We start from the raw sequence: 22,736 nt of genomic DNA, 5'->3' as shown, positions 1-22,736 counted from the left end.
TCAGAGCTCGGCGTCGGGCCGCAGACGCCGCCCAACCGCGGCTTCAAGCGACCAGATGGCGGCATGAAAGTCGTACACGGCAGCCAGGTGGTCGCGCTCCGACTGCGCCATCGAGTCCTCGGCATCCAGAAGCTCCAGGAACGGGGCCGCCCCGAGCGTATAGCGCCGGCGCGCGAGCTCGAGCTGCTCCGACGCCACCTCCAGATTGCGCTCCTGGATGCGCAGGGCCCGGTATGCCGTCGCCAGATCGTCGTAGGACTGCGTAACGGCCGCCCGGAGCCTGAGTTGCTCCGCCCTGCGAGCGTAGGTGGCATCTCGCCGGTCCGCGTGAGCCTGGGCGATGTTGCGCTGTCGGGCGAAGCCCTCGAATACAGGGAGACTCACGCTCAGGCGAAGGCTCAGCGGCTGCCTGGTAAAGTCGAACGGGAACGTCTGGTTCGCCGCCAGGACCTGCTGGCGAATCTGCTCGGTGAGCACGTACTTCGAGCAGTCTTCCGCCGTGAGCCCCGGCAGGTCCTGCAGGTGGGCCAGGAGGGCGTTGTCGAACTGGCAGCTTCGCCGCTGGCGGTCGACGCTGCCCCGGGCCTGCTGAACGACGTAGTCCCGGTTGCCGACCTGGCGGGTGAAGCCCGACCAGACCGCTGACGCCGAAACGGTTGGAAAGTAGCTGCTGCGGGCCCGGTTGACCTGCGCCGAAGCCGACGCCTCCGACGCCAGCGCCGCCCGCAGGCCGGGATGTCCCGACATGGCCGTCTCGATCAGCTCTCTCCGATCCCAGCCTGGTTCGAACACGGCGAAGTCCGAAGCCAGCTCGAGCGGGGCTCCCAGATCCGTGCCGAGTTGCTCCATGAGGCGGGCGATCTCGGTGCGGTAGAGGTTTTCCGCCCGGAGAAGGGCCACCCGGGCTCGCCCCAGGTCGACCTCGGATTGCTTGCCTTCGGTCGAAAGGGCGGCTCCCGCGTCAACCCGCGCGCCGATCAGCGCAAAGTTCTGCTCCCAGCGGGCCACCTGACGCTCCGCTACTTCGACCGCGTCCCTTGCCCTCAACGCAGCGAGGTACTGCAGCGTCACGGTGGCCTCCAGGGCAAACTCGTCCGCCGCGCCACTGGCCTCGGCGGCGCGCTGGTTCGCACGCGCGGACCTGGCCTGAAAGAACGTATTGCCGTCGATCGACCAGTTGACGGACAGGAAATAGCTGGAGAGCAGGTAGTCGGTGGTGCCCGCCGCGATGTCGGCCGACGAGAAGATGCCGAAGCGCTGCACGCCCGCGTACTCGTACTGGGCTCCTCCCCCGGCCGTGACCGAAGGCAGGAACTGACCCCAGGCCTCGCGGACCTGCCATGTGGCTCGATCCAGGTCGTTGGTCGCCGACAGAAAGGCCGGGTTGCCATCCTTCGCGATCCGGATGGCCTCTTCGAGCGAAAGGCTCATGCGTTCCTGGCCCGATGCGCCAGCGGGGGTTGAAGCGGTGCCGACCCCGGCCATCAGGACGAGAACCGCGCCCACTGCGGTGCCTCGAACCATTGATTCCCGCTCCACGTCCGGAGTGATTGTTGCCTTCGAGCGAAGGACATTGTAAGAAGCGTGCCAGAGCGGTGTCGTCTGTTCTATGTGATTTCAAGACAACTGGTTATGGAGTGTCATCGGCCCGTGTGGAAGAGTGCCGTCCGCCCGGTTGTGGGACTCGAACGTGCGATTGTGAACGGTTGAGGTTGGTGCCCGGGTGCCGATCCCTGTGGCCTTCGCAAGCCTTCGGAGAGGCCGCGGACTCGCCCGCGTTCATCAATCGCCCGAATCCATGGGAATCGCGATGCGCGCCCGCGCTCCGCCGCCGTCTCTCCGATTCTCCAGCGACAGGGTGCCGCCATGACTCTCGGCGATCTGCCGTGACAGCACGAGGCCGACCCCGGAGCCCCCGGACTTCGTCGTAAAGAAGGGCACGAAGAGGTTGCCGGTGTCTCCGAGCCCCGGGCCCTCGTCTTCGACGATGATCTCAACCCTGGCGTCATGAACCTCCCATCCGAGCCGCACCCGGCGGCCCTCGGCTTCGAGGGTGGCATCGGCCGCGTTCCTGACCAGGTTGATGAGGGCTTGCTGGAGCTGATCGGCGTCCGCGGAACAACTGGCGTCGGGACCCGCCACCACCTCCACGGGAACCCGCGTCTCCAGGTCGGCAACCACCTGTACCAGACTGCCGACCGGGACTGGAGCCAGCTTCGGTGCCGGCAGCCGTGCGAGCCGGGCGTATGAAGCCATGAACCGCCCCAGCGTCTCGGCCCGTGACGAGATCACGCCCAGGCCTCGCTCCACATCCTCCTCGATATCGGCGGGAAGCCGGCTGCGCCTGAGAAGCGTGTGGAGGCTGCCCGAAATCGACTTGATCGGGGCCAGTGAATTGTTGATCTCATGGGACAGCACCCGGATGATGCGCTTCCAGGCCTTGCGCTCCTCTTCGTGCAACGCGCGGCTCAGGTCCGAGAGCGCGATCAACCGGAGGGGATACCCCTCCTGGCGGACGACACTGCGCCGGAGTTCCCACCGGCCCGACCCGCCGGGAAACGACAGCTCCACCGTGCGCGGCGTAGTACCGGTCAACTGGCTGGAGAGACGCAGCTCCTCGGCTGTCCTGCCCCTGAGTCGGTGTGCCGGTTGCCCGAGGAGTCTCTCGCCCGCGCGATTGACGATGCGCAGCACACCCTGCGGGTCGAAGGCCAGCACCACGATGTCGATCTCCTCCAGGACCTTGCGGAGCGTCTCGGTGGCTTCAACGGCTCCGAGCCTCTGCTCCCTCAGGATCTCCTCGAGTGAGTTGATCTCCAGGTAGGCCAGCGAGAGAGGGTCCCGGGCGTCACCAACCCTGGCCCTGATCGAGAAGTCCCCCTCACGCAGGGCCGCGAGCATGTTCGCGATGGTCTCGAAAGGACGGAGCGCATGGTTCTTCGCAGCGGCACTGAGCCCGAGCCAACCGGCGATCAACGCCAGCGACAGCGGCCACCGGATGGTCGGGTCGAACTCGCTCCGCCAGAGCAGCAGGAGTGCGACGACGATGGCGGGCAGGCCCGCCAACACGGTAAGGAGGAGAACCCGCCTGTCGTGTCGCGTACCCAGCCACCTGAGGCTCATTCCGTCTCCCGGCCTTCCATGCCGCGCGAACGCGATCAACCAGTCACGGGTTTCCGATCATCGTCCTGGGCCCTGATCCGCTTCAGACGCCGGTAGAGGGAGCTGCGGGTAAGCCCGAGCGCCCGCGCCGCCTTGCTCACATTTCCACCGTGGCGATCCAGCGCCTTCCGTACGAGGATGCGCTCGGCCTCCTCCAGCGTAACGTCGTAGAGGGCTGCCGAATCGCCTTCGCGCCCGCGCAGCCGCAGGTCGGCCGCCTGGATGTGCGAGCCGCGTGCCATGACCACGGCCCGCTCGACCGAGTGCTGCAGCTCGCGCACGTTACCGGGCCAGGCGTGCGCCGTGAGGGCGGCCTCGGCCCCCGCCGAGAAGCCGACAATGGCTCTTCCGTACCGGGCTGCCTGCCTCCCCAGGAAGTGCCGGGCCAGCAAGGGGATGTCCTCGGGACGGTCCCGGAGTGGCGGAAGCTCGATCTCGACCGTGTTCAACCGATAGAGCAGATCTTCGCGGAAATCACCGCTCGCCACTGCTTCGCCGATGCTGGCGTTGGTGGCGGAAATGACCCGCACATCCACGTGCCGCACTTTCGACGAGCCGACGCGCCGGATCTCGCCGCTCTCGAGCACGCGCAGGAACCTGGCCTGCTGTTGCAACGATACGTTGGCGATCTCATCGAGAAACAGGGTGCCCTTGTGGGCGAGTTCGAAGCACCCGACCCGCTCGGTCCTGGCGTCGGTGAAGGCGCCTTTTACATGTCCGAAGATCTCGCTCTCGAAGATCCCTTCGCCAAACCCTCCGGCGTTCACGGCGACGAGGTCGTACCCGGATCGATGCGACACGGCATGCAGCCGTCGGGCGACTACCTCCTTGCCCGTCCCGTGCTCCCCGGTAATCAGCACGTTTGCGTGCGAAGGGCCGACGCGATTGATGATCTCCAGCACCGGCCGCATGGCCGCGGATTCGGCGATGAGTTTCGGTGCGCTCTCTCCCTTGAGCCTTATGTTCTCGGTCTCGAGGCGCTGGGCACGGCGCAACGCCCGCCCGAGATCCACCTGCGTTCGAATCGTGGCGAGCAGCCGTTCGTTGTCCCATGGCTTCTCGACATAGTCCCGGGCTCCCCGGCGCATCGCCTCCACGGCTCCGCCCACGCTGCCCCACGCGGTCATGGTGACCACGGGCAGGGTCTCGTCCAGTTCACGAAGGTCGCCGAGCAGCGCCAGTCCCTCCTTTCCGGAGGTGGTGTCGCGGGTATAGTTGAGGTCGAGCAGGACCAGGTCGAAGTCGCCCTTCTCGACCGCGCGCCGGACCGCACCGGGGGACGTGACGGCCGTGGTCTCGAAGCCCTCGCCCTTAAGCAGCAGGCGCAGTGCTTCCAGAATGTCCGCCTGGTCGTCCGCGATCAGGATGCGCGCCGTCATGGGCTGCCTGCCTCATTCTCGTCCAATGGGGAAGTCGTGAACTCACGAGAAAGCTTCGTGCCAATCGAGGGTAAGATATCGTATCAGATTGTAGCCCAATAGCTTATGGTCCACCATCAGGCGATGAGCGCCAGGACGGCCATCGGCCGATAGTGGGACGGCCTGTTCCGTTTTCGAACAACCGGGGTGGGTTGGTGGGGGTTGTTGGGCGACCATTGTCCACCCGCCCCAGGCTCGACTAGCGTCCCGTCCGCTCGATTCTCCAGACGTCGACATGGTCAAGGTCAAGGCTGTCCTGGCGGACGCTAACCAGGTAGCCCGCGCCGAACACGGGGACGGAGCCTTCCTTGCGCGGCGGGGCGGCAAGGCTGCCCAGCAGCCGGCCTTCGGGGTCGAAGACCTCCAGCCGGTTGCCGGCGGTGCGAATCACCTCCACCCACAGCGTGCCGTCGGGAGCGAGGAAGATGTCCTCGATGAAAGGCTTGCGCTCGGGCCGGCTCGGCCGGCGCGGATCACAGGACGCGTTCGGATTCTCGGAGAGGAACTCCTCGAAGTCCCGGTTTCCGGCCGTCCATTCCTCGTCCGAGACGGGCTCTTCCGGCAGGCCGCGCTCGATGATGCGAAGGGTATCCGTGCCATTCCGGGTGATGGCGATCCGGTAGACATCCGTCATCGCCGAATACTGGACGTTATCCGCGCCGGGATGTTGAACCAGCCCGGAGCCGAAGGGAATGTCGAAGAAGGTGATCACCGGTTCGTGTGCGCAGAGGATGCCGGTCGAACCCGGCGGCGCTTGCAGCCACGACAGCGTGTCCCCCGTCTCGCCACGGCTGTCGTGACCGACGAGCACCGACGTGACCCCGGTCGCATCCCGCGTGAACCCAAGGCGGTAGACCCGGTCCGCGCTCACGGGCCGGAACCGGATGTGGCCGACGGGTCCGCTCACGCTCCCCTCGATCCGCTGCTGTCCCAGCCACTCGCCTCCGGCGGAGAATTCGCCGATGCGCCCCAGGTTGGGATCCAGGGTCAGGAGCCGGTCGCCCACCCACGCGAGCGAATACAGGCTGCGGAACTCGCCCGGTCCCTCGCCAATGCGCCCGAAGGTACGTTGATGGACTCCGTCCAGGCCGAAGACCCGGACCTCGCGGTTGATCCCGTCGGCCACGAACAGCGTCCCATCCGGCCCCACTGCGACGCTGGTGACTCTGCCGAACTCCTCGGGAGCTCCCGTCTCCGCCACCGACTTGGGCCCGATGGACACGACCGGGACGAGTCGCCAGCCGGGTGGGGCGCCGGCGTTGTTCGTGCGGATGATGTTGCCAGCCGTGTCAACGGAAATGGTCAGGTCACCGGGGATGGTCCGGGACCCGTCCTCGCAGCCGGTGAAGGCAGTAAATGTCAGGATGAGCATGGTCGCCCGAAGCCTGATCACTCCAAACCCTCCACATCGATCCGGGGGGTCACGATGAGGATGAGCACGGGCTCTTCGGCGGAGCGGCGAGCCGAACCCAACAGCACCCTCTGACCATCACGCATCGTGACCGAGGCTCCGAGAAGCGGCGGTGATATCGGATCGCCTGTCGGCCCCCACACGATCAGGTCGGTGAGGGTCACCTGAGCGCGGATCGTCCCCGTAGAACGGCGCGCACTCACGTCTGCATGGATCGTCAAAGGCTTGTCGTAGTCGTCCGGGAAGATTCTCTGGGACCCGCTGCCGTCAACGGTGGGCGATCCGCGGTAGGGCAGTCCCAGGCCGACGTTCAGTACCGAGGTCGACAGGAGTCGATAGCCCTGAAAGTTGAAGGCCATCCGGAGTTCTTTCACCACATCGCTGATCTCCGGATCCTCGTCCGTGAAACCATCCGCCTGCACCAGTTGAAAGACGAATTGCACGTTCCAGACGTCCTGAGCGGGGTCTTCCCGCTCTTGTGCGCCCGCGAAACTCGCAAGCAGGCCCAGGGCCAGCGGAGCGATCAACCCGCATCCAAGCCGTCTCTTCGCACTCTCAATCATCAGTCGCTCTCCTTGGGGTTGAGTAGCCAGACTACGGCCATGTCGGGATCGCTTGTGGGAAAGACCACGAACGGCCTGTCCGCCTCCACGTTCATCTCGGCCGTCATACTCGGTGCGTGCGGAGTCCCTTGCACAGCGAGGGATTCGTCGCTCCCTCCGGTTCGGGCGGTGCGCATCAGGATCAGCGACGCGACGATGGCAGCGGCCGCCAGTGGCACGAGGATTCGTCCCCTCCAAAGGGTTCGCGGAGGTAGCGGCGCGGCGCGCTCCCCCTCCGCGACCGACAGTCTTTCGCTCAACCGGTTGGCCATCGCGGCGAGGACCGCGTCCATCCTGCGCCCGTCTCCGGCGATCAGCTCGATGCTCTCACGCATCTGGTCATCCAGGCTCTCACGCGAGTCGAGCCCCCCCTCCAGGACCTCGTTCGGCCAGTCATCGCGATGATCCATTAGTCCCCCGTGTTTCCATATCGATGGCCCCGGGACAGCATCTCCCTGCGCATCGCGCGCCGTGCGCGCAGCAGATGTACCCGCAGCGTGTTCGGGTTCATTCCCAGCAGATCAGCCGCCTCGATCGGTCTCAGCCCCTGCAACTCGACCAGATCGAAGACCTCTCGTTGCCTCATGGGAATCTCGCTCAGCAGGGTCCGAATCAGGCGCAAGGTTCTCGTCATCTCGAGCTGTTCGAGCGGGTCTTCGCGCCGAGGCGTCTCTGTCTGAGCCAACTGCCCAAGTTTCTCGACCAACCGTCGGTTCCGCCGCTTCCCGCGCTGGTGATCCAGGCTGGCGTTCCGCGTAATCCCGTAGAGCCAACTCGTAACCCTGGAGCGGCCGTTGAAGCTCTTGATCGACGTGAGCATCTTCATCACGACGAACTGTGCGACGTCCTCCGCGTCGTCGGGATCGCCGGTCAGGACCAGCGCCCACCGGCAAACAACGGGTCGCAGATGGTCCGCCAGCCTTCCGAGCGCCTCCTTTTCCCCCGTCCTGGCCTTTTCCGCCAACTCCAGGATGTCTCGGTCGGAGAGCATGCGTTCCCAGTCTTTGCTTGTGCGGCCTTCCAGTAAGAAAGACGCCGGGAGAGACGGGAGCGTTTACCTGGATCTTGCGGCGCTCAGGACGGAGGTCGGTCCGCGGGCGTGATGCGGCCTCGGACGACGTAGCTCACGTCCAGCTCGTCCGTCACGATCAGCCATGCCAGTGCGCCACGCACGACCGGGACGACCGGATCGAAGAGGTTCAGGGCGGGTCCCAGGCTGACCGCTCCGAGCCAGGCGCCGTCGCCGGAATAGACGTCAAACAACACTCCGTCGTCGGCGGAAGGAGTGCGGACCCACAGATTGCCCTCGGCCGACTGGAAGATAGCCTCGACGGCGGGTCTGATATCGGGCACCCGGGACCAGTCGAACTGGCGACCCACGCCCATGTTCGAGAGCATTTCCTGCATGCCGTCGATCACCGAGTCACGTTCGGCCGCAGGCACCGGGACGGGGGGTCTCCGGGTCTCGACCATGAGCGTCGCACCGGTTTCGGGTTCCCACCGCGTGATCCGATACTCCGGATCGCCGGCCGCGGTGGACCACACGGCGCCTCGCGCATCGATGTGCCTGACCTCGGCCGCGAAGAACGGGATGCGATACAGCATGTAGCCGCCGTCCCGCTCCAGGTAGAAGGTGCCGGGCTGACGTGCGGGGTCGAATTCTTCATCCTCGGCGGGGTCGGCGGACGGAGGCAGAGAGTCGATCCGCGTCATCGTCAGATCGTAGACGCGAATCTGCTCCCGGTTCCTGTCCGACCACGGCCGATAGATGCGGCTCCCGTCCACCATCGCGCCGTTCCACATCCAACCGTAATTCCCGTCGTCGAACGGAAAGGACTCGATGAAGCCGTCCTCGGGATCGACAACCGACATGCGCCCGTTGCGCCCATCCGGGACCCAAATCCGCCCGTTGGGGCCGAGCATGAGACCGTTTGCGTCCATGAACTCCCCCGGTCCCTGGCCCCTTCCGCCGTGGGTTGCGAGGTGGGCGCCATCCGGGCCGAAAACGCGCAGTTCCTGCACCTGGGAATCGAGGACGGCGAAAGCTCCCCCGTCCAGCACGACGAGACCCTTCAGATACGCGAACCCATCCGGTCCGTCACCATCGACCGAGCCGACGCGGAGTTCCTCTACCAGCGTCCACGTTGGAGATGCGTTCGCCGGCGGGATGTTCGTGACGCGAGCCGTGCCGGAAGGCAACGTGTCCCGCACCGTGGTCCAACTGCTCTGCGAAGCGGTGTCACTGCAACCCATCAGGACGACGAACGCCATTCCAATCAGGGTGGTTCGCATGCGCATACAACCTCCTACCGGGTCATGTCAGTGGCGCGCCCGACGACACGTCCGCCCCAGCTTCAGAAAGCGTCCGGGAGACGGCTCAACCATTCCGACCAGGCGTCAGGATCCGCGCCAAGATCCTCACCACTCACCCTCGTCAAGAGAGCCATCGCGGGTTCCCGCGTCCCCTCGTGGGCGGCGCCAACGTGGGCAAGGAGCAGGTCCGACGCTCCCCGGATCAGCTGTCCTCCGAATCCGGGCTCGATCTCGGTGGCCACCAGGACTCCGAGAACCATCTTGAACGCGAACGGATTTGTGCCATCGAGTAGCGCCGACAGGGGTTCCCGGGCCCCATTCCAACGAACCGGGCGGTGTCTCTCTGCTTGGAGAAACCCGCGAAGAACCGCCTCGGCCGCCCCCTGAACCCGCGCCTCGGGATGGATCAAGGTCGAGACCAGGTCGTGCCAGGTGGCGTCGTGCGCGCTGAAGTTGCCGAGGACGACCACCGCCGCCGCTCGCGAGGACCAGGATTCGTCACGCTTGAGTACTTCTCGGGCTAGGAGACGATCCCGCTCTCCATCCATGGCCTCGATCTGCTCCCAGATCGGATCGAGATCGGCCGCGTCGATACCCACGACTTCCACGTGCTCCCGTACCCTCTCGGGATCGTGTCGCGAGTGGAACATCTCCGCAGCCATGACCAGAGTCCCGAAGTTCCCTTCGGCCAAGGATTTGAGAGCCTGCCAACGTTCGGGCAGGGGGAGTGTCTCGCTGCCGGGGGTCCGATACCGGACTCGCGCACGGTCTTCCACGCCGACGATGACCGTATACGGTTCGGCGGCAGCGGACATGAGGAAGTCAACCGAATAGGAGTCGTAGTGAACGGCGACGGCGGCATCGGCGAATCCAAGCTGACTCTTCATGGTGACGGCGCACGCGTGGAGAGGCCGGTCGGGATCGATCCGCTGGATGGCCTCAAGCAACTCGGGGGCAGCCCAGCGCTTCAGCCCGATGAACTCGACCGGTCCTCGCGGCCCGGCGAGCACCTGACTCGTGCCCTGCGACGCCGCTACGGCGAGAAGAATCGCCATGCACAGGATCGATCGGGGGATGGTCATCTGGCGCACTCCGGCTGTAGGTGGGTGGTATTCCCGGTTTCCGGGCTGGGCCCGAAGGCGTTACCCGACGATGCGGCGCAGGGCGGCGATCTCGTCCTCCAGCGAGCGCTCGATCTCGTCGATGCGCCCGTCGGCGTCGAATTCCTCGACCCGAGCCTCGGCTTCCTCCAGCTTGCCATCGAGGTCGTATTCCTCGATCTGGATTTCGATTCCCCGGATCTTGCCGTCGAGGTCGTATTCCTCGATCTGCTCGTCGATCTCTCGCACCCTTTGGGCGAGGTCGTCGGTGCGCGCCAACTGGCGGTGCAGGTCGCGGACGTGCCTCTGGTGGGCGCCGATCTGACGCTGCAGGCCGCTTACGTGCCTTCGATGGGCCCATCCGACTTCCTTCAGGCTACTTTCCTCGGCGAGGACGTCCTGTACCTCGAGGTCTCCATTCATCACGGTCAGCATCAGGTCACGCCATTCCTCGGCCCGGGCGTCAAAGACCTCGGAGCGCCCATCGATGCTCCAGTCGTACTCCAGCCCGCCGGGACCACGGGTGACTACCAGCCGGTGCAGCCTCTCCGCCTGCGACTCGAGCACGAGCCAGCTTTCTTCATCCGCGCTGGCGGTGGCCACGTTCTGCGACCCGATGTCGAAGTTGCCGCGGTTGCGCATACACATGCGAAGGCCGTCCACATGGCGCTGGAGGGTCCATTCGCCCCTTCGACGCACTACGGTCCACCTTCCCGGATTGCACTGGAAGGGCTGGCCGCTAACGGCCTCAGATGTCGCAAGCGGAGCGGGTGCGGGCTCAACACTTCGCGATTCGACGGGCGGTGTATCGGTGACAGGCGGTGCGAGTTCCATCGTTTCCGGCACCGGAGGCGCAGCGGCCAGACGCTCCGTTTCCGCATTCTCCGGGGTCGGGGGCCGCGGGGCCAGCTCTCTCGGCACCGGACTCCCGCAGGCGACGAGCATGCCCGCCACGCCGATCGCGGCCAGCGCGGACGCGGTGCCAACCGCGGAATAGCGCGGGCGATGCTGCCTGAGAATGGAGAGAATGCGGTCTTCCAGTTGCGAGCGCTGCACCATGCCCAGGGCCAGAGCGGCCGGGCGGCCGACGGTCTCCGACGCCAGCGATAACAGGTGCCCGGCGTACTCCGAAGGCCGTGTGCCCAGAGCCAGGACCTCCTCGTCGCAGGACCGTTCGCTGGCCACCGCCGACAAGCGGGATGCCAGCCAGCCCAGAGGATGAAACCAGTAACAAGCCGCCGCCACGCGGCCGAGGAGCTGCCGCAACGCATCGCGTCTGCGCACATGCACGAGTTCGTGTGCAAGCACAACCTCGCGGCGATCCGCCGTCCAATCTTCGGCCGAGGACGGGAGTAGAACCACGGACCGCCACAGCCCCCCCGTCATCGGTATAGTCGCGCTTGCGCTCGACAGGATTCGCACGTCCTGCCGCATGCCCAGACGCCGCCGGATCGAGGCTGCCTGCTGCCGCCAGCCAGGTTTGCTCATGGGAACCGCCGCGCGAACCAGCTTCCGGAAACGGAGGCTGCCCACGACCAGAGACAAGAGCGCCGCAGCGCAGCCCACTATCCAGATGAGGAACGCGATGGCGGAGAGAGTCGACGGGGAGGGTAAACCGCTCGTTCCGGGCTGCGGCGAGCCGGATTCGACCGGCGAGGCACCGGACGCGGTCATCTGGCGGGTCGCCTGCCGTAGCGACTCGGCTGAGATGGGTGCGCCGGGCATGTCGCGCGGCATTCCCGCATCGGATGCCCGTTCCACTGTCCGCTCAAGGGACGGCATCCCGGCCTGAGCGTCCCGGGCCGGCAGAATCGGGACCGGCCACGACGGGCCCAGCAGACTCGCTACCGGCAATGCCAGCAGCACGACAAACGTGGTCGTCCAGAGCAGGTGCAGGGTTCGAGCGGATCCCCGGCGCCCGAGCCACGCCACCGCCAGCGCCAGACACAGCACCAATGTGGCCTTCACAACCAGTCCGGCAACTCCGCCGGAAGCAACCTCCAGTGTGCTCATCGCCCTGCCTCCGCGGCTTCATCGATCATCGCCTTGATGCGCTTGCGCTGGGCCGATGTCAGGTCGCCGTCAGAGAGCTTGAGAAGCGTTGCGACCGCGCCCTCGACACAGCCGCCGAAGAACGTCGACAGCACGTGACGCATGGCGGAACGACTTGCGCGCGGGGTCGGTGTCGTCGGCGAATAGACGTAACGGAGGCCGTCCAGCTCGCGGGTCAGGTGTCCCTTGTCGATCAGGATGCGCAGGATCGAGCGGACGGCCGAGTCCGTCGGCGGGTCCGCCATGCGCTCGCGGATCTGGGCGGCGGTAGCGCCGCCCGACTCGTAGAGGATGTCCATGACCTGGCGTTCCCGCCTGCTTGGCTGGGGACGTTCGTTCACCTGTTTCGCGCTCCCTGGTGGTGGGTTCATGCGATAGCGGTGTCAGCGGTTCCAGTCGGAACACGGGAAGAACTCCATGCCGCGTTCCGACGGGGTGGATCGGTATCTGCAGGACACCATATCAAACAAATGCTGAAAAATCAACATACCGCGTCCGGCGGGATCCGGTGCAGCCAGACGACTCACGACCAGCCGTGACTGTATGAGCCCGCTAGTGCGGAAGCCGGGGGTCGCCGGCTCTCAGCGCGGATCCGCGAAGCGGTAGTAGAAGGCAGGTAGCGGGACGATGCGGGTGCGCGGCGGACGTTCGTCCGCCGGGTCGGGGCGGCGCATGGCCAGGGCCCGGTTGAGGTTGAGCTCGAATCCGGCGGCGTGTCGCTCGAGCGCGTGCCAGTCCACCCCGATGGGTGCCCGCGCGATCAGGGCGAACCCGGTACGCTGGTCGGCAGGGAAGGCGGCGACGCCCCATAGTCCGGCGCCGGCGAATGCCCGAAGGTCGCCCCCGCCGAGATACTGCTTGCCGGTGACCGCCAGCGACAGGTCCCGCCCCGAGAAGGTGCCGAGCGCGAATTCCACCGCCCGGTTGTTGGACTCGTACTCGAAGACCAGGGAGATGAGGGCGGTGCCCCCGAGGGTCAGACCGTAGCGGTAGACGGGTGGATCATCCCCCGGGCCGACCGGGGACTGTGCATGCAGCAAGCCGCCGGGAGCGAGTCCCGCACAACCGGCCAGCAGCAGAACCGCGAAGGTTCGGATCACGGCAGCCCTGCGCGCAGGCCGACGTAGAAGCTGCGGCCGGGACCGGGCTCGTTGAAGCGCCTCCCGAAGGCGTTCACCACCACCGACGCGGTGTAGAGGGTGTCGAAGATGTTGGTTACGCCCGCCACCGGGGCCACGTCGAGCGCGCCGACGGGCACCGGATCCAGCTCGAAGCGCATGTCCAGAAGCTGGTAGGGATTCGTCTCGGCGGTGTTGACGTCGTTGACGGGAATGGCCGACACCCGGGTCAGCCGCAGTTCAGCGAACCAGCCCGGCTGGTCCAGCGAGGCGATGGCTTCCGCGCGGTGGGGGGCGAGTCCCGGGATCTGGTTGCCGCCGTAGTCGTTGCCGCGCGCCACGTAGTCGTCGAAGACCGCGTCGGTGTAGCTGTAGGTCGCGCGCAGGGAGGCGCCGCCGCCCGCCGCGAGGGTGAAGGCGGCCTCGAAGCCCTGGTGGCTCGCCGACCCGGCATTCGCGTAGAAGGTGCGGTCGATGTCGGGCACCTCGATGGGGACCAGCGCGTCGGTGATGCTGGTGGTGAAGACGCTGAACTCGTAGGCGAACCGGTTCCCGGAGACGCCTCGCGCCCCGGCTTCAAGGCTCAGGCTGCGCTGCGGGTTCAGCTCCGGGTTGAAGCCGCCGCGTCCGCTGGGGTCGTTGGCCAGCTCGGTCGTGGTGGGGCTCTCGAACGAGGTGCCGACGGTCGCGAACAGGCCGACGGAGGGGCCGGCCGCGACATGCAGCCCGACCGAGGGGCTGATGGCGTCCATCAGGCGGTCGCCCGAGTCGTCGCCGTTGGAGAGGAACGCGTCGTCCACGGAGAAGTTCAGGCGGTCGTAGCGCACGCCGCCCACCAGCCGGGCGCGCTCACCCAGCCTCAGGTCGCCCTGACCGAAGAACGCGAGGGTGCGGACGTTCTCCAGTTGGTCGAGCCTGAGGTCGGACCGCTCGCCCCTGGCGTTGCCGTGGTTCTGGCGGTCGTCGCGCTGCAGGGCGAGCTCGCCGCCCAGGTTCCAGGTGAACTGTCCCGACTCCCCGGCCTGTCCCCGGAGTGCGCCGCGCGCGCCTGCCGCGGTGCGCTTCAGGTCGATAACCGCGGACGGGATGGGATTGTCGAGGTTCCGGAACAGGCCCCAAGCCGAGATGTCCGCCTCGCCCGCGGCGGCGGGGCCGGTCCAGGCGAACCCGAGCTGCCCCTGCGTGACCTTCTTGTTGGTCTGCTGGAAGATGCTTCCGGTATGCGAGCGCCGGTCACCGATCGCCATCAGCGAGTCGTTGAGCGATCCCGGGTTTTCTCCGTCGAGGTTGGCCAGATTCGCGGTCACCACCAGCTCGCCCTCCGCGGCGGGCGAGCGCAGCTGGCCGTTCAGATGCAGTCGGCGCGCGCCCCCGTAGAGCGAGCCGTCGTTGGCGATCGGGTTGATGCGGAAGCCGTCGTAGTTGAACCGGGAGGCGCTGAGCAGGTACTCGCGGTCACCCGACGCCCCGTTGGCGGTGGCCTGGAGCCGGCTCATGCCGTTGCTCCCGAAGATGGTGGAGAAATCCTGGCGGAAGGGCTGGTCGGCCGCGCGCCGGGTCTCGAAGCGCAGCACCCCGCCCGCGCCGTTGCCGTACGCGGACGAGCCTGGGCCGCGCAGCGCCTCCACCCTTCCCAGGGTGCCCAGGTCGAGGTGGTCGAGGGTCGACTGCCCGTCGGGCAGGGTCGCGGGAATGCCGTCCACGAGCACCGTCACCCCGCGCACGCCGAACTGGGAGCGGGCGCCGAAACCGCGGATGGAGATGCGCTCGCCCACCGCCGAGTTGTAGCGGTTCTGCACCTGGACGCCGGGCAGGCCCTGCAGCGCCTCCTCGATGGAGAGCCCGGCCTTGCCGCGCGTGAGCGCCGATTCACCCAGCACCGAGACCGCGAAGGGAACCTCGCCCAGCAGGATGGGCGTGCGCAGCACCGTCACCTCGATCTCGTCGAGCGGAATGACCGCGGACGAATCAGGCTCCTGGCCCGCCAGCGGGGCGGGGAGGTTCGCCACGGCCAGCGCCAAGGCGATGCCTGCGAGGGCCAGTTCACGCGCCGGATTCCCTCGCAGGAACGAGCCGGGCACGCTCCGGGACTTTGGCCGGACAGCGTCGTGATGCAGAGGATGGGTCATCGTTGAGTGCCGGTTGAGTGGATTCTGTCAGTTCCTGATGTACACGGTCATGAACTCGGGCCGGCCCGCCTCCTCCAGGACGAGGGTCTCGGGCTCGGCCGCGCGGTCCGCCACTGCCGCTTCGACCACCACGCTCGGTCCCACGGGCACCCGGCAGAAGAGGAAGCGGCCGTCCCCGCCGGTGATTGCCTCGTACTGGCCGTCCCGCTGCTCGAGCCGCACAAGGCCGGCGTTGGGGTCGCCCCCGCCGCGCGGGTTGCTTCCCCGCGCGATGGTGCCGATGTCCCACCCGGTCCAGGTAGCCGTGACGAGGGCGCCGTCCACGGGGACTCCCGAGACTCCGTCCACCACCCGGCCGGCCAGCACGGAGGTACGATCCACCGCCTCCACCTCGGCGCAGGCATCGCGCAGCACCTCGCCCCGGGACGGCGTCAGCAGCCGCAGCGGCGCGATCTGACCGCGGCGCACCTCGACCTCCACCGGCTCGGGCGCAAAGCCAACCTCTTCGAGCAGCGGGTGGTGGTAGCCGATGCGGTACACCCCTTCGGTCAGCCCGGTCAGCCGATAAAGGCCGTCCTCCCCGGTCAGCGCCGAGTGATCGGTCCCCTCCGCGAACACGCGCGCGCCTTCCAGCGGCCGGGTATGCAGCGAATCCAGCACCGTCCCTTCGATCGTCCCGGTCTCGGCCTCGACCAGCGTCTCTCCCAGCGGGGTCAGGATGCGCATGACCACGGCGCCGGTCTCGCGGATCCCGGCCAGGAAGCGCTCGGGGATGTTGGTGAAGGGATTGGTCCGCATCCCGGGGCGGGGCATGCGGATGTACCACTCGCGCACTACCCACGTCCCGTTGGGGAGCCCCGCGAACATCACCTTGCCCCCCAGATGGCGCGAACGGAGGTCGGCGTCCAGATCCGCGTAATTGTACTCCAGCCACTGGAGCTCCGACGACTCCGGCTCCAGCCACATGACGCCGTCGATATCGATGTGCCCGCGACGTCCCTCCACGGGTTCGAAGGCGAGCCCGATGAGGCCTTCGGTTTCGTCCTCGCCCTCGCGCACGCGCAGGCAGTGGGTGTCGAGGAAGGCGTCCGAGAGCATCACGTTGGCGTCGGGGGCGTAGTAGTAGGTGCCGTCCTCCTCCTCCTGCACGAAGCCGTCCGCCATGAGTTCCTCGACGGGCCGCGAGACGAAGGTCTGGCGCTGCATGAGGTCGCTGAAGTTGCGCTGCTCGTTCATCACCGTTCGCGCGTCGGGGTCGAGGTCCCGCTCGTACCTCATGGTGACGTAGCGATAGACGGATGTCTCGTCGGTGAAGGCCGCCGCCGCGAGCGCCTTGCGCGCCTCTTCCCACACCCGGGCCACGTCGAGTCCACCCTCCGGACGCAGTACGCAGCGGCGCTCGCCTTCCACCGTGATGTTGTCCAGCGCGATCGCCTGCACCGGCACCACCATGTCGTGGAAGGCCGCCGCGCCGGCGGCCAGTTCGAGCGGTGGGGAGGTAATGCTGGCGTAGCCGATTCGGTCGGCGCGGAGCGTGTAGGTGCCGGTCCGCGGAGCGCGCAGCGTGAACCTGCCCAGGTCGTCGGTGAGGATGCGTCCCACCTGGGTTCCTTCGGCGTCGACGAGCACGATCATCGCGCCGGGCAAGGGGGTGCCGGCGCCCTCCTCCAGCACCCGTCCGCGCACGATCTGCGCGGTGGCGGCTGAGGCGGTGGCGGCGCAGGCGACAGCCAGCCAGGCGGCCGAAACCAACCATGAACCGACCCGCCCCGCGGTGCGGGGAGTCGATGCCGTGCCGCGGTGCATTGCGTCTGTCGTCATCCTGAGCATCCTCCTGACTGGACTGCACGGCATAGTTACCGCGATCCCGGCCCTCTTCCTATATTGAGTGAAATCACCGGTTGTTTCGTTGAGCGCAGGAGGTCCGGGATGTTCGGCCTGCCCCATGCATCGCTACACGATAGCGCACCACCTGTCCATACCGCGAAAGTGGTGGCGGCGAGCCTGGCCCTGATCGCCGGGCTCGCATCGCCGCTGATGGCGCAGGAGCGCGGCTTCCAACCCACGGACTACTACCGCATCGTGGGCGTGTCCGAGCCGGCGATGTCGCCGACCGGCGCGTACGTCGCCTTCACGGTCACGCGCGTGATCGAGGACGAGAACCGGCGCCACCGCGAGGTGTGGCTGCAGCCTCTCTCGGGCGGCAGGCCCGACGGCGAAGCGATCCGCTTCTCCGATCCCACCTCCGAAGCCAGCGGGCCGCGCTGGTCGCCGGACGGCCGCCTGCTCTCGTTCCGCTCGAGCCGGGGCGACGACCCCAACCCCATCTGGTTCCTGCGTGTGGACGGTCCCGGCGGGGAGGCTTTCCACATCGAGGGCGTGGAAGGCTCGCCGGTATGGTCGCCCGACGGGAGCAGCATCGCCTTCACCCGCGCCCCGGATGAGGACGGCGGGGACGACGACGACGGCAACCGCCAGATCGCGCCCGACGCGGTTACCGGCACGCTGGATGCGGAGCGCTTCGATGGCCACGTGATCACGGCCATGCGCTACAAGCGCGACGGAGTGCATCCCCTGCTCGCGCACTACTCGTTGCGCGACAAGACCCAGTTGTTCGTAGTGTCCGCCGACGGCGGCACCGCGCGCCAGCTCACCGACCTCGAGTTCGACGTGGGTGGGGTAGCCTGGTCTTCGGATGGCCGGCGCATCTATTTCACCGGCAACGAACGCCAGGACGACGAATACAACTCCGAGAACACGGGCGACATCTGGTCGGTGGCGGTGACGGGCGGGTCGGTTCGCCGCCTCACCACCAACCCCGGCAGCGAGTCGGCGCCCGCGCTTTCGCCGGACGGCGGCTCCATCGCCTACCTGTCCAGCCCCGCGCGCGGCGAGCAGTCCGACCTCATGGTGCGCGAAGTGGGGCCGGACGGCAGCATGCGCGGCCTTGCCGTCAACCTCACCGCGGGCTGGGATCTGCAGCCGGGAGCGCCCTCCTGGTCGGAGGATGGCAGCGAGCTCCGCTTCTCCGCCGGGATCGGGGGCAATTCCCACCTGTTCGCCGTTCCGGCGGCCGGAGGTGAGATCCGGCAGGTCACCGCGGGCGACCGCAGGCTGTCGGGCTTCTCGTTTACCGCCGACGACGGCGTGATGGCGTTCACCGCCACCGATCCGGTGACCCCGGCCGAGCTCTACGTGGCGGCCGGCGACGGCTCCACCGAGCAGAAGGCGACCGGCTTCAACGACGGCTGGCTCTCCGAAATCACGCTGATGCCCGCCGAGCGCATCGCATGGATGATGGACGACAGCATCGAGGTCGAGGGCTGGGTGGTGCGGCCGGTGGACGAGGTTCCGGGCCGCAGCTACCCGATGGTGCTCAAGATCCACGGCGGGCCGCACAGCGCCTACGGCAATACCTTCTTCCCGACCTTCCATGTGCTCTCCGCCGCGGGGCTCTACGTCCTCTACACCAACCCGCGCGGTTCCTCCGGCTACGGGCACGCCTTCCAGTACGCCACCCTCGAGCAGTGGGGCATCGTCGACCGCGAGGACTACCTCGCCGGCGTTGACGCCACGCTCGCGGCCTATCCCGCCATCGACCCCGAGCGCCTGGGCGTCTCGGGCGGGAGCTACGGCGGCTTCATGTCCAACTGGCTGACCGCCACCACCGACCGTTTCGCCGCCTCCGCCTCGAGCCGCTCGATCACCAACTGGGAGAGCTGGTGGGGCACCTCGGACGCCCAGGGGCTCACGGAGTACGAGTTCGGCGGCACCCCGTGGGAGGAGCGGGACCTGTACAGGCGCCTGTCGCCCATCTCCTATGTCGAGAACGTGACCGCACCCACCCTGCTCATCCACTCCGAGCAGGACTGGCGCACTCCGATGCCCGACGCCGAGCAGTGGTTCATGTCGCTCAAGAAGCTGCGCGTTCCCGTCGAGCTGGTGCGCTATCCCCGGTCCAGCCACGGTCTCTCGCGCACGGGCGAGCCCTGGCTGCTGGTGGACCGGCTGGAGCGCATCCGCAGTTGGATGGTGCACTGGCTGATCGACGAGGAGGAGACCGTTACGAGCCAGCCCCGGTAGCCGCGGAGGGAATGCACCAATCCCCGAGGGGCCTGCGCGAGCCCGGCAGCGGCATGAGGGAACCCGGAGCCATGCGCGAGTCCGGCGGCGAGCGCGCGGATCCGGCCCTCATCCTCGGGGCACGTCCTGCGAGTCCCGATGACGGCCTGCGCATCGGCACTTCCAGAGGCGGATGCCCCATCCACGCCTTCCGATTCGGCTCCGGGCCGCTGCGCGTGAGTCTCCTCGGGGGATGCCATGCCGACGAGCCCGTGGGGCCGGCGCTCCTCGCCAGGCTGTGCGGATGGCTGGGCGGGCTGGCTCCGGATCATCCGATGCTTGAGCGCTTCGAGTGGTGGATCGTGCCGCATGTGAATCCCGACGGAGCGGCGCGCAATCGCGCGTGGCAGGCCGGCGGGCTCGACTTCGAGTTGGGCGAGTACCTGGCGCACGTCGTGCGCGAACTCCCCGGGGACGACATCGAGTTCGGCTTTCCCGCGGACGCGGATGACAGGGGTGCGAGGCCCGAGAACCGGGCGGCCAGCGCGTGGTGGGCCAGCGCGGGCGGCGCATTCGATCTGCATGTCTCGCTGCACGGGATGGGGTTCTCGTCGGGACCCTGGTTCCTCATCGATCCGCACTGGATCGACCGGACCGCGCGCCTGCGTGCCCGCTGCAGGGAGGTGGTGCGCGACATGGGATACCGCCTCCACGACGTGGAGCGGGAAGGGGAGAAGGGCTTCGTGCGCATCGCCCCCGGCTTCTGCACGCGCCCGAACCACAACGCCATGCGCGAGCACTTCGTGGAGCTCAGGGACGAGGCCACGGCGGGACGCTTCCGCCCCAGCTCTATGGAGGCGGTGCGCTCGCTGGGGGGCGACACCCTCACGCTGGTAACGGAGATGCCGCTGTTCATCACACCGGGGGTCGGGGAGACGCTCGGTCCTCCGGATCCGGCGGCGGCTCGCTGGAAGACCCGCATCGACGGATGGAGGGCGGAGCTGGCTGCCGGCCGCGCGGCGCCCGCCGAGGTAACCCGCGAGGGTGCGCGGCTGGGGATCCGGCCCATGCCTGTGGCAGACCAGATGAAGCTGCAGTGGACGCTCGTGGAGGCTGGGCTCGAGACGGTCGCCGCCCGGGCGCGCGCGTGATGTCGACCCACGGCTTCGAACCCGCCGCCGACATCTTCCACGAGCGCCGCGCGCTGGTGCTCGACGCATTGGGAGACGCCGCCATCGTGCTTCCGGCGGCGGCCGACGCGTGCCGGCGGGGCGCCGATCCCTCTCCCTACCGCCCGGACTCCGAGTTCTTCTATCTGACCGGCTTCACCGAACCCGGAAGCGTTCTCGTCCTGCGCGGCTTCGCCGAATCGAAGCGCTCGGTGCTCTTCACCCGCTCCCGCGATGCGACGGCGGAACTCTGGGGCGGGAAACGGCTCGGCCCCGAGGCTGCCCGCGAGCAATTGGGTGTGGATGCCGGCCATCCCCTGGATGAGCTGGGGCAGGAGCTCGGTATCCTGCTCAAGGGAGCGAGCCACGTCTTCTTCCGGCTGAGATCCGATCCGTGGGTTGACCGCCTGGTGCGGGGCGCACTCGCGCATGCCCGCGCCCGCGGTGCGCGAAAAGGGTTGGGACCGCGCGGCGTCATCGACCCGGGCGAGATTCTGGATGAGATGCGGCTCCGCAAGGACGCAGGGGAGGTGGAGTCACTGCGGAGCGCCGCCGCGCTGACGATCGCCGGGCACCGCGCGCTCGCCCGAGAGTTGCGACCCGGGGTGGGGGAGTGGGAGCTGCAGGCGGCCCTCGAGGCGGTGTTCCGCCGGCACGGGGGCGCGACCCCCGCATATCCGTCCATCGTGGCGTCGGGCGCCAACGCTTGCGTACTCCACTACGCAGAAAACCGCCGCCGGGCACAGGCGGGCGAACTGGTGCTGGTGGACGCAGCCGCCGAACTCGGCCACTACTGCGCCGACGTGACCCGCACCTACCCGGTGGACGGGCGCTTCACCGCGGATCAGCGGGCCGTCTACGAGATCGTGGACCAGGCGCGCGCGGCCGCGATCGCCGCTGCGGCGCCGGGCGTGCCGGTGAACCTGGTGCATCGTGCCGCATGCGACGTGCTGGCCGGGGGACTGGCGTCGCTCGGCGTGGTGGCCACAGGGGGCGGCAGACCGGAGGACAGCACGGCCCTTCGCCGGTTCTTCCCGCACCAGACCTCCCACTGGCTCGGGCTCGACACCCACGACGTCGGCGACTACGCGGTCGACGGCACCTCCCGGCCACTCGAGGAGGGGATGGTGTTCACGGTCGAGCCGGGGCTCTACTTCCACGAGGATGCGGAAGGATCCGCAGCCCGCTTCGCCGGAATCGGCATCCGCATCGAGGACGACGTGCTGGTGACCGCCACCGGGGTGGAGAACCTCACCGCGGAACTGCCCACCGAGGTGGGTGCCGTGGAGGCGCTCATGGGGGGACGATGAGTAGAGTGCGGGGCAGCACCCTGCTGGCGCGCCTCCGCGCGGCCGAGCCGACCATCACCGTCGAACTGCGGCCGCCGCGCAGCGGCCTCTCCTACGCCGCGGGGATGGATGCCTGGATCGACATGTATCACACGCTGGAGCGCCTGGCGCGCGACGACCGCTACATCTTCCTCACCGACAACGCGGTCGACGCCGCCGAGGAGGAGAGCCTCGGCCATGTTGCCGCCAACCTGGCGCGCGGCGTGCCGGCGTCGCGCATCGTCCCGTTCCTGACCGCCAAGCACTCGCTGGACTACTGCATGATGTTCGCCCGGCGCGCAGTCTCGGGCGGCTGCGAGGCGCTGGCCGTGGTGGGCGGTGACACGACCGGGCCCCCGCCGCGCTGCGTCGAGCACGGGTATCAGTTGCGTGACCTCATCCGGTGCGAGTTCCCGTCGCTCACGCTGGGGGGATGGGCCAATCCCCACGCGGACCCGGCTGTTCAGGTCGACTACATCGCAGGCGGAGACTTCGAGGCGGACTTCTTCCTGACGCAGATCGTGTCGCATCACTCGCTGCCCACGGTCGAGCGTTTTCTGGAGCAGCTGGATCGCCGCGGTGTCGACATTCCCGCCATCTTCGGGGTCTTCTTCTACCGGAGCGCGAATCCGGGGACCCTGCGTCGGCTCAGCCGGTTTCTCCCGATCCCCGGCGAGCAGATCACTCGCGAGTTCGATGCGGGCGCGAGCGCCGCGGAGATCTGCGCCCGCAGCATCCGGGCGCTGCAGAAGGCCGGGGTCCGCAACATCTACCTTGCGAATCTGGGCTTCCGGAGCGTGGACCGGCGCTATCGCGCGATCATGCGGGCGCTGGAGGAGATGGGGGGCTGAGGGGCGCGCAACGAAAAACGG

General features: G+C 67.8%; 18 protein-coding genes. 4 read left to right on the top strand and 14 right to left on the bottom strand.

What is annotated here, in order from left to right:
* From OXU32_14500 to OXU32_14435, 14 genes are all read right to left on the bottom strand, one after another.
* Complete coding sequence (locus OXU32_14500) at window positions 1–1,524, bottom strand: TolC family protein (GenBank protein MDE0075164.1); 1,524 nt, start codon at window positions 1,522–1,524, stop codon at window positions 1–3.
* Window positions 1,525–1,782: 258 nt separating this feature from the next.
* Window positions 1,783–3,123, bottom strand: coding sequence for an ATP-binding protein (locus OXU32_14495; protein ID MDE0075163.1), 1,341 nt, complete (start codon window positions 3,121–3,123; stop codon window positions 1,783–1,785).
* 35 nt (window positions 3,124–3,158) lie between these two features.
* The gene (locus tag OXU32_14490; GenBank protein MDE0075162.1) at window positions 3,159–4,541 is read right to left on the bottom strand and encodes a sigma-54 dependent transcriptional regulator; all 1,383 of its coding nucleotides are present in this window, start codon (window positions 4,539–4,541) and stop codon (window positions 3,159–3,161) included.
* Between the two features lie 238 nt (window positions 4,542–4,779).
* Window positions 4,780–5,973, bottom strand: a complete 1,194-nt coding sequence (locus tag OXU32_14485) for a hypothetical protein (protein ID MDE0075161.1) — start codon at window positions 5,971–5,973, stop codon at window positions 4,780–4,782.
* Window positions 5,970–6,554, bottom strand: coding sequence for a hypothetical protein (locus OXU32_14480; GenBank protein MDE0075160.1), 585 nt, complete (start codon window positions 6,552–6,554; stop codon window positions 5,970–5,972). Before OXU32_14480 ends, OXU32_14485 begins: the two co-directional genes overlap by 4 nt.
* Window positions 6,554–7,003, bottom strand: a complete 450-nt coding sequence (locus OXU32_14475) for a hypothetical protein (protein MDE0075159.1) — start codon at window positions 7,001–7,003, stop codon at window positions 6,554–6,556. The genes OXU32_14480 and OXU32_14475 overlap by 1 nt, the downstream gene beginning before the upstream one ends.
* Window positions 7,003–7,584 (bottom strand): RNA polymerase sigma factor, encoded by a 582-nt coding sequence (locus OXU32_14470; protein MDE0075158.1) that lies wholly within the window; start codon window positions 7,582–7,584, stop codon window positions 7,003–7,005. Before OXU32_14470 ends, OXU32_14475 begins: the two co-directional genes overlap by 1 nt.
* Window positions 7,585–7,667: 83 nt before the next feature.
* A complete protein-coding gene (locus OXU32_14465) occupies window positions 7,668–8,885 on the bottom strand; it encodes a hypothetical protein (protein MDE0075157.1) in 1,218 nt (405 codons plus the stop codon).
* A gap of 62 nt (window positions 8,886–8,947) precedes the next feature.
* Complete coding sequence (locus tag OXU32_14460) at window positions 8,948–9,988, bottom strand: hypothetical protein (protein ID MDE0075156.1); 1,041 nt, start codon at window positions 9,986–9,988, stop codon at window positions 8,948–8,950.
* Window positions 9,989–10,048: 60 nt separating this feature from the next.
* Window positions 10,049–12,019 carry a hypothetical protein gene (locus OXU32_14455; protein ID MDE0075155.1) on the bottom strand — a complete coding sequence of 657 codons (1,971 nt, stop codon included), beginning with the start codon at window positions 12,017–12,019 and terminating at the stop codon, window positions 10,049–10,051.
* Window positions 12,016–12,399 (bottom strand): BlaI/MecI/CopY family transcriptional regulator, encoded by a 384-nt coding sequence (locus tag OXU32_14450; protein MDE0075154.1) that lies wholly within the window; start codon window positions 12,397–12,399, stop codon window positions 12,016–12,018. Before OXU32_14450 ends, OXU32_14455 begins: the two co-directional genes overlap by 4 nt.
* 240 nt (window positions 12,400–12,639) lie before the next feature.
* Complete coding sequence (locus OXU32_14445; GenBank protein MDE0075153.1) at window positions 12,640–13,158, bottom strand: hypothetical protein; 519 nt, start codon at window positions 13,156–13,158, stop codon at window positions 12,640–12,642.
* Window positions 13,155–15,305, bottom strand: coding sequence for a TonB-dependent receptor (locus OXU32_14440; GenBank protein MDE0075152.1), 2,151 nt, complete (start codon window positions 15,303–15,305; stop codon window positions 13,155–13,157). The genes OXU32_14445 and OXU32_14440 overlap by 4 nt, the downstream gene beginning before the upstream one ends.
* 27 nt (window positions 15,306–15,332) lie before the next feature.
* Window positions 15,333–17,126 (bottom strand): carboxypeptidase regulatory-like domain-containing protein, encoded by a 1,794-nt coding sequence (locus tag OXU32_14435; GenBank protein ID MDE0075151.1) that lies wholly within the window; start codon window positions 17,124–17,126, stop codon window positions 15,333–15,335.
* A 108-nt stretch (window positions 17,127–17,234) separates the two neighbouring features.
* Between OXU32_14435 and OXU32_14430 the strand changes: the two genes are divergently transcribed.
* From OXU32_14430 to OXU32_14415, 4 genes are read left to right on the top strand one after another with little or no spacing between them, the layout of a single operon-like run.
* Window positions 17,235–19,388: a S9 family peptidase gene (locus tag OXU32_14430; protein MDE0075150.1), complete on the top strand. Its 2,154-nt coding sequence runs from the start codon at window positions 17,235–17,237 to the stop codon at window positions 19,386–19,388.
* An 11-nt stretch (window positions 19,389–19,399) separates the two neighbouring features.
* On the top strand, window positions 19,400–20,518 hold the full coding sequence (locus OXU32_14425) for a M14 family zinc carboxypeptidase (GenBank protein ID MDE0075149.1): 1,119 nt from the start codon (window positions 19,400–19,402) through the stop codon (window positions 20,516–20,518).
* On the top strand, window positions 20,518–21,846 hold the full coding sequence (locus tag OXU32_14420) for an aminopeptidase P N-terminal domain-containing protein (protein ID MDE0075148.1): 1,329 nt from the start codon (window positions 20,518–20,520) through the stop codon (window positions 21,844–21,846). The genes OXU32_14425 and OXU32_14420 overlap by 1 nt, the downstream gene beginning before the upstream one ends.
* Window positions 21,843–22,715 (top strand): hypothetical protein, encoded by an 873-nt coding sequence (locus OXU32_14415; GenBank protein MDE0075147.1) that lies wholly within the window; start codon window positions 21,843–21,845, stop codon window positions 22,713–22,715. Before OXU32_14420 ends, OXU32_14415 begins: the two co-directional genes overlap by 4 nt.
* Window positions 22,716–22,736: the final 21 nt, after the last annotated feature.

It is taken from the genome of Gammaproteobacteria bacterium, from assembly GCA_028819075.1.
In the GTDB taxonomy this organism is placed as follows: Bacteria; Gemmatimonadota; Gemmatimonadetes; order Longimicrobiales; family Gaopeijiaceae; genus BD2-11.
Note: the sequence above shows the minus strand (reverse complement) of the source record. Positions and strands in the feature narration are given on the sequence as shown.

What these genes read in the sequence shown, in the direction of transcription:
- OXU32_14500 (MDE0075164.1), bottom strand. Translation starts at nt 1,524, where the DNA reads ATGGTTCGAGGCACCGCAGTGGGCGCGGTTCTCGTCCTGATGGCCGGG.
- OXU32_14495 (MDE0075163.1), bottom strand. Translation starts at nt 3,123, where the DNA reads ATGAGCCTCAGGTGGCTGGGTACGCGACACGACAGGCGGGTTCTCCTC.
- OXU32_14490 (MDE0075162.1), bottom strand. Translation starts at nt 4,541, where the DNA reads ATGACGGCGCGCATCCTGATCGCGGACGACCAGGCGGACATTCTGGAA.
- OXU32_14480 (MDE0075160.1), bottom strand. Translation starts at nt 6,554, where the DNA reads ATGATTGAGAGTGCGAAGAGACGGCTTGGATGCGGGTTGATCGCTCCG.
- OXU32_14475 (MDE0075159.1), bottom strand. Translation starts at nt 7,003, where the DNA reads ATGGATCATCGCGATGACTGGCCGAACGAGGTCCTGGAGGGGGGGCTC.
- OXU32_14470 (MDE0075158.1), bottom strand. Translation starts at nt 7,584, where the DNA reads ATGCTCTCCGACCGAGACATCCTGGAGTTGGCGGAAAAGGCCAGGACG.
- OXU32_14465 (MDE0075157.1), bottom strand. Translation starts at nt 8,885, where the DNA reads ATGCGAACCACCCTGATTGGAATGGCGTTCGTCGTCCTGATGGGTTGC.
- OXU32_14460 (MDE0075156.1), bottom strand. Translation starts at nt 9,988, where the DNA reads ATGACCATCCCCCGATCGATCCTGTGCATGGCGATTCTTCTCGCCGTA.
- OXU32_14455 (MDE0075155.1), bottom strand. Translation starts at nt 12,019, where the DNA reads ATGAGCACACTGGAGGTTGCTTCCGGCGGAGTTGCCGGACTGGTTGTG.
- OXU32_14440 (MDE0075152.1), bottom strand. Translation starts at nt 15,305, where the DNA reads ATGACCCATCCTCTGCATCACGACGCTGTCCGGCCAAAGTCCCGGAGC.
- OXU32_14435 (MDE0075151.1), bottom strand. Translation starts at nt 17,126, where the DNA reads ATGACGACAGACGCAATGCACCGCGGCACGGCATCGACTCCCCGCACC.
- OXU32_14430 (MDE0075150.1), top strand. Translation starts at nt 17,235, where the DNA reads ATGTTCGGCCTGCCCCATGCATCGCTACACGATAGCGCACCACCTGTC.
- OXU32_14425 (MDE0075149.1), top strand. Translation starts at nt 19,400, where the DNA reads ATGCACCAATCCCCGAGGGGCCTGCGCGAGCCCGGCAGCGGCATGAGG.
- OXU32_14420 (MDE0075148.1), top strand. Translation starts at nt 20,518, where the DNA reads ATGTCGACCCACGGCTTCGAACCCGCCGCCGACATCTTCCACGAGCGC.
- OXU32_14415 (MDE0075147.1), top strand. Translation starts at nt 21,843, where the DNA reads ATGAGTAGAGTGCGGGGCAGCACCCTGCTGGCGCGCCTCCGCGCGGCC.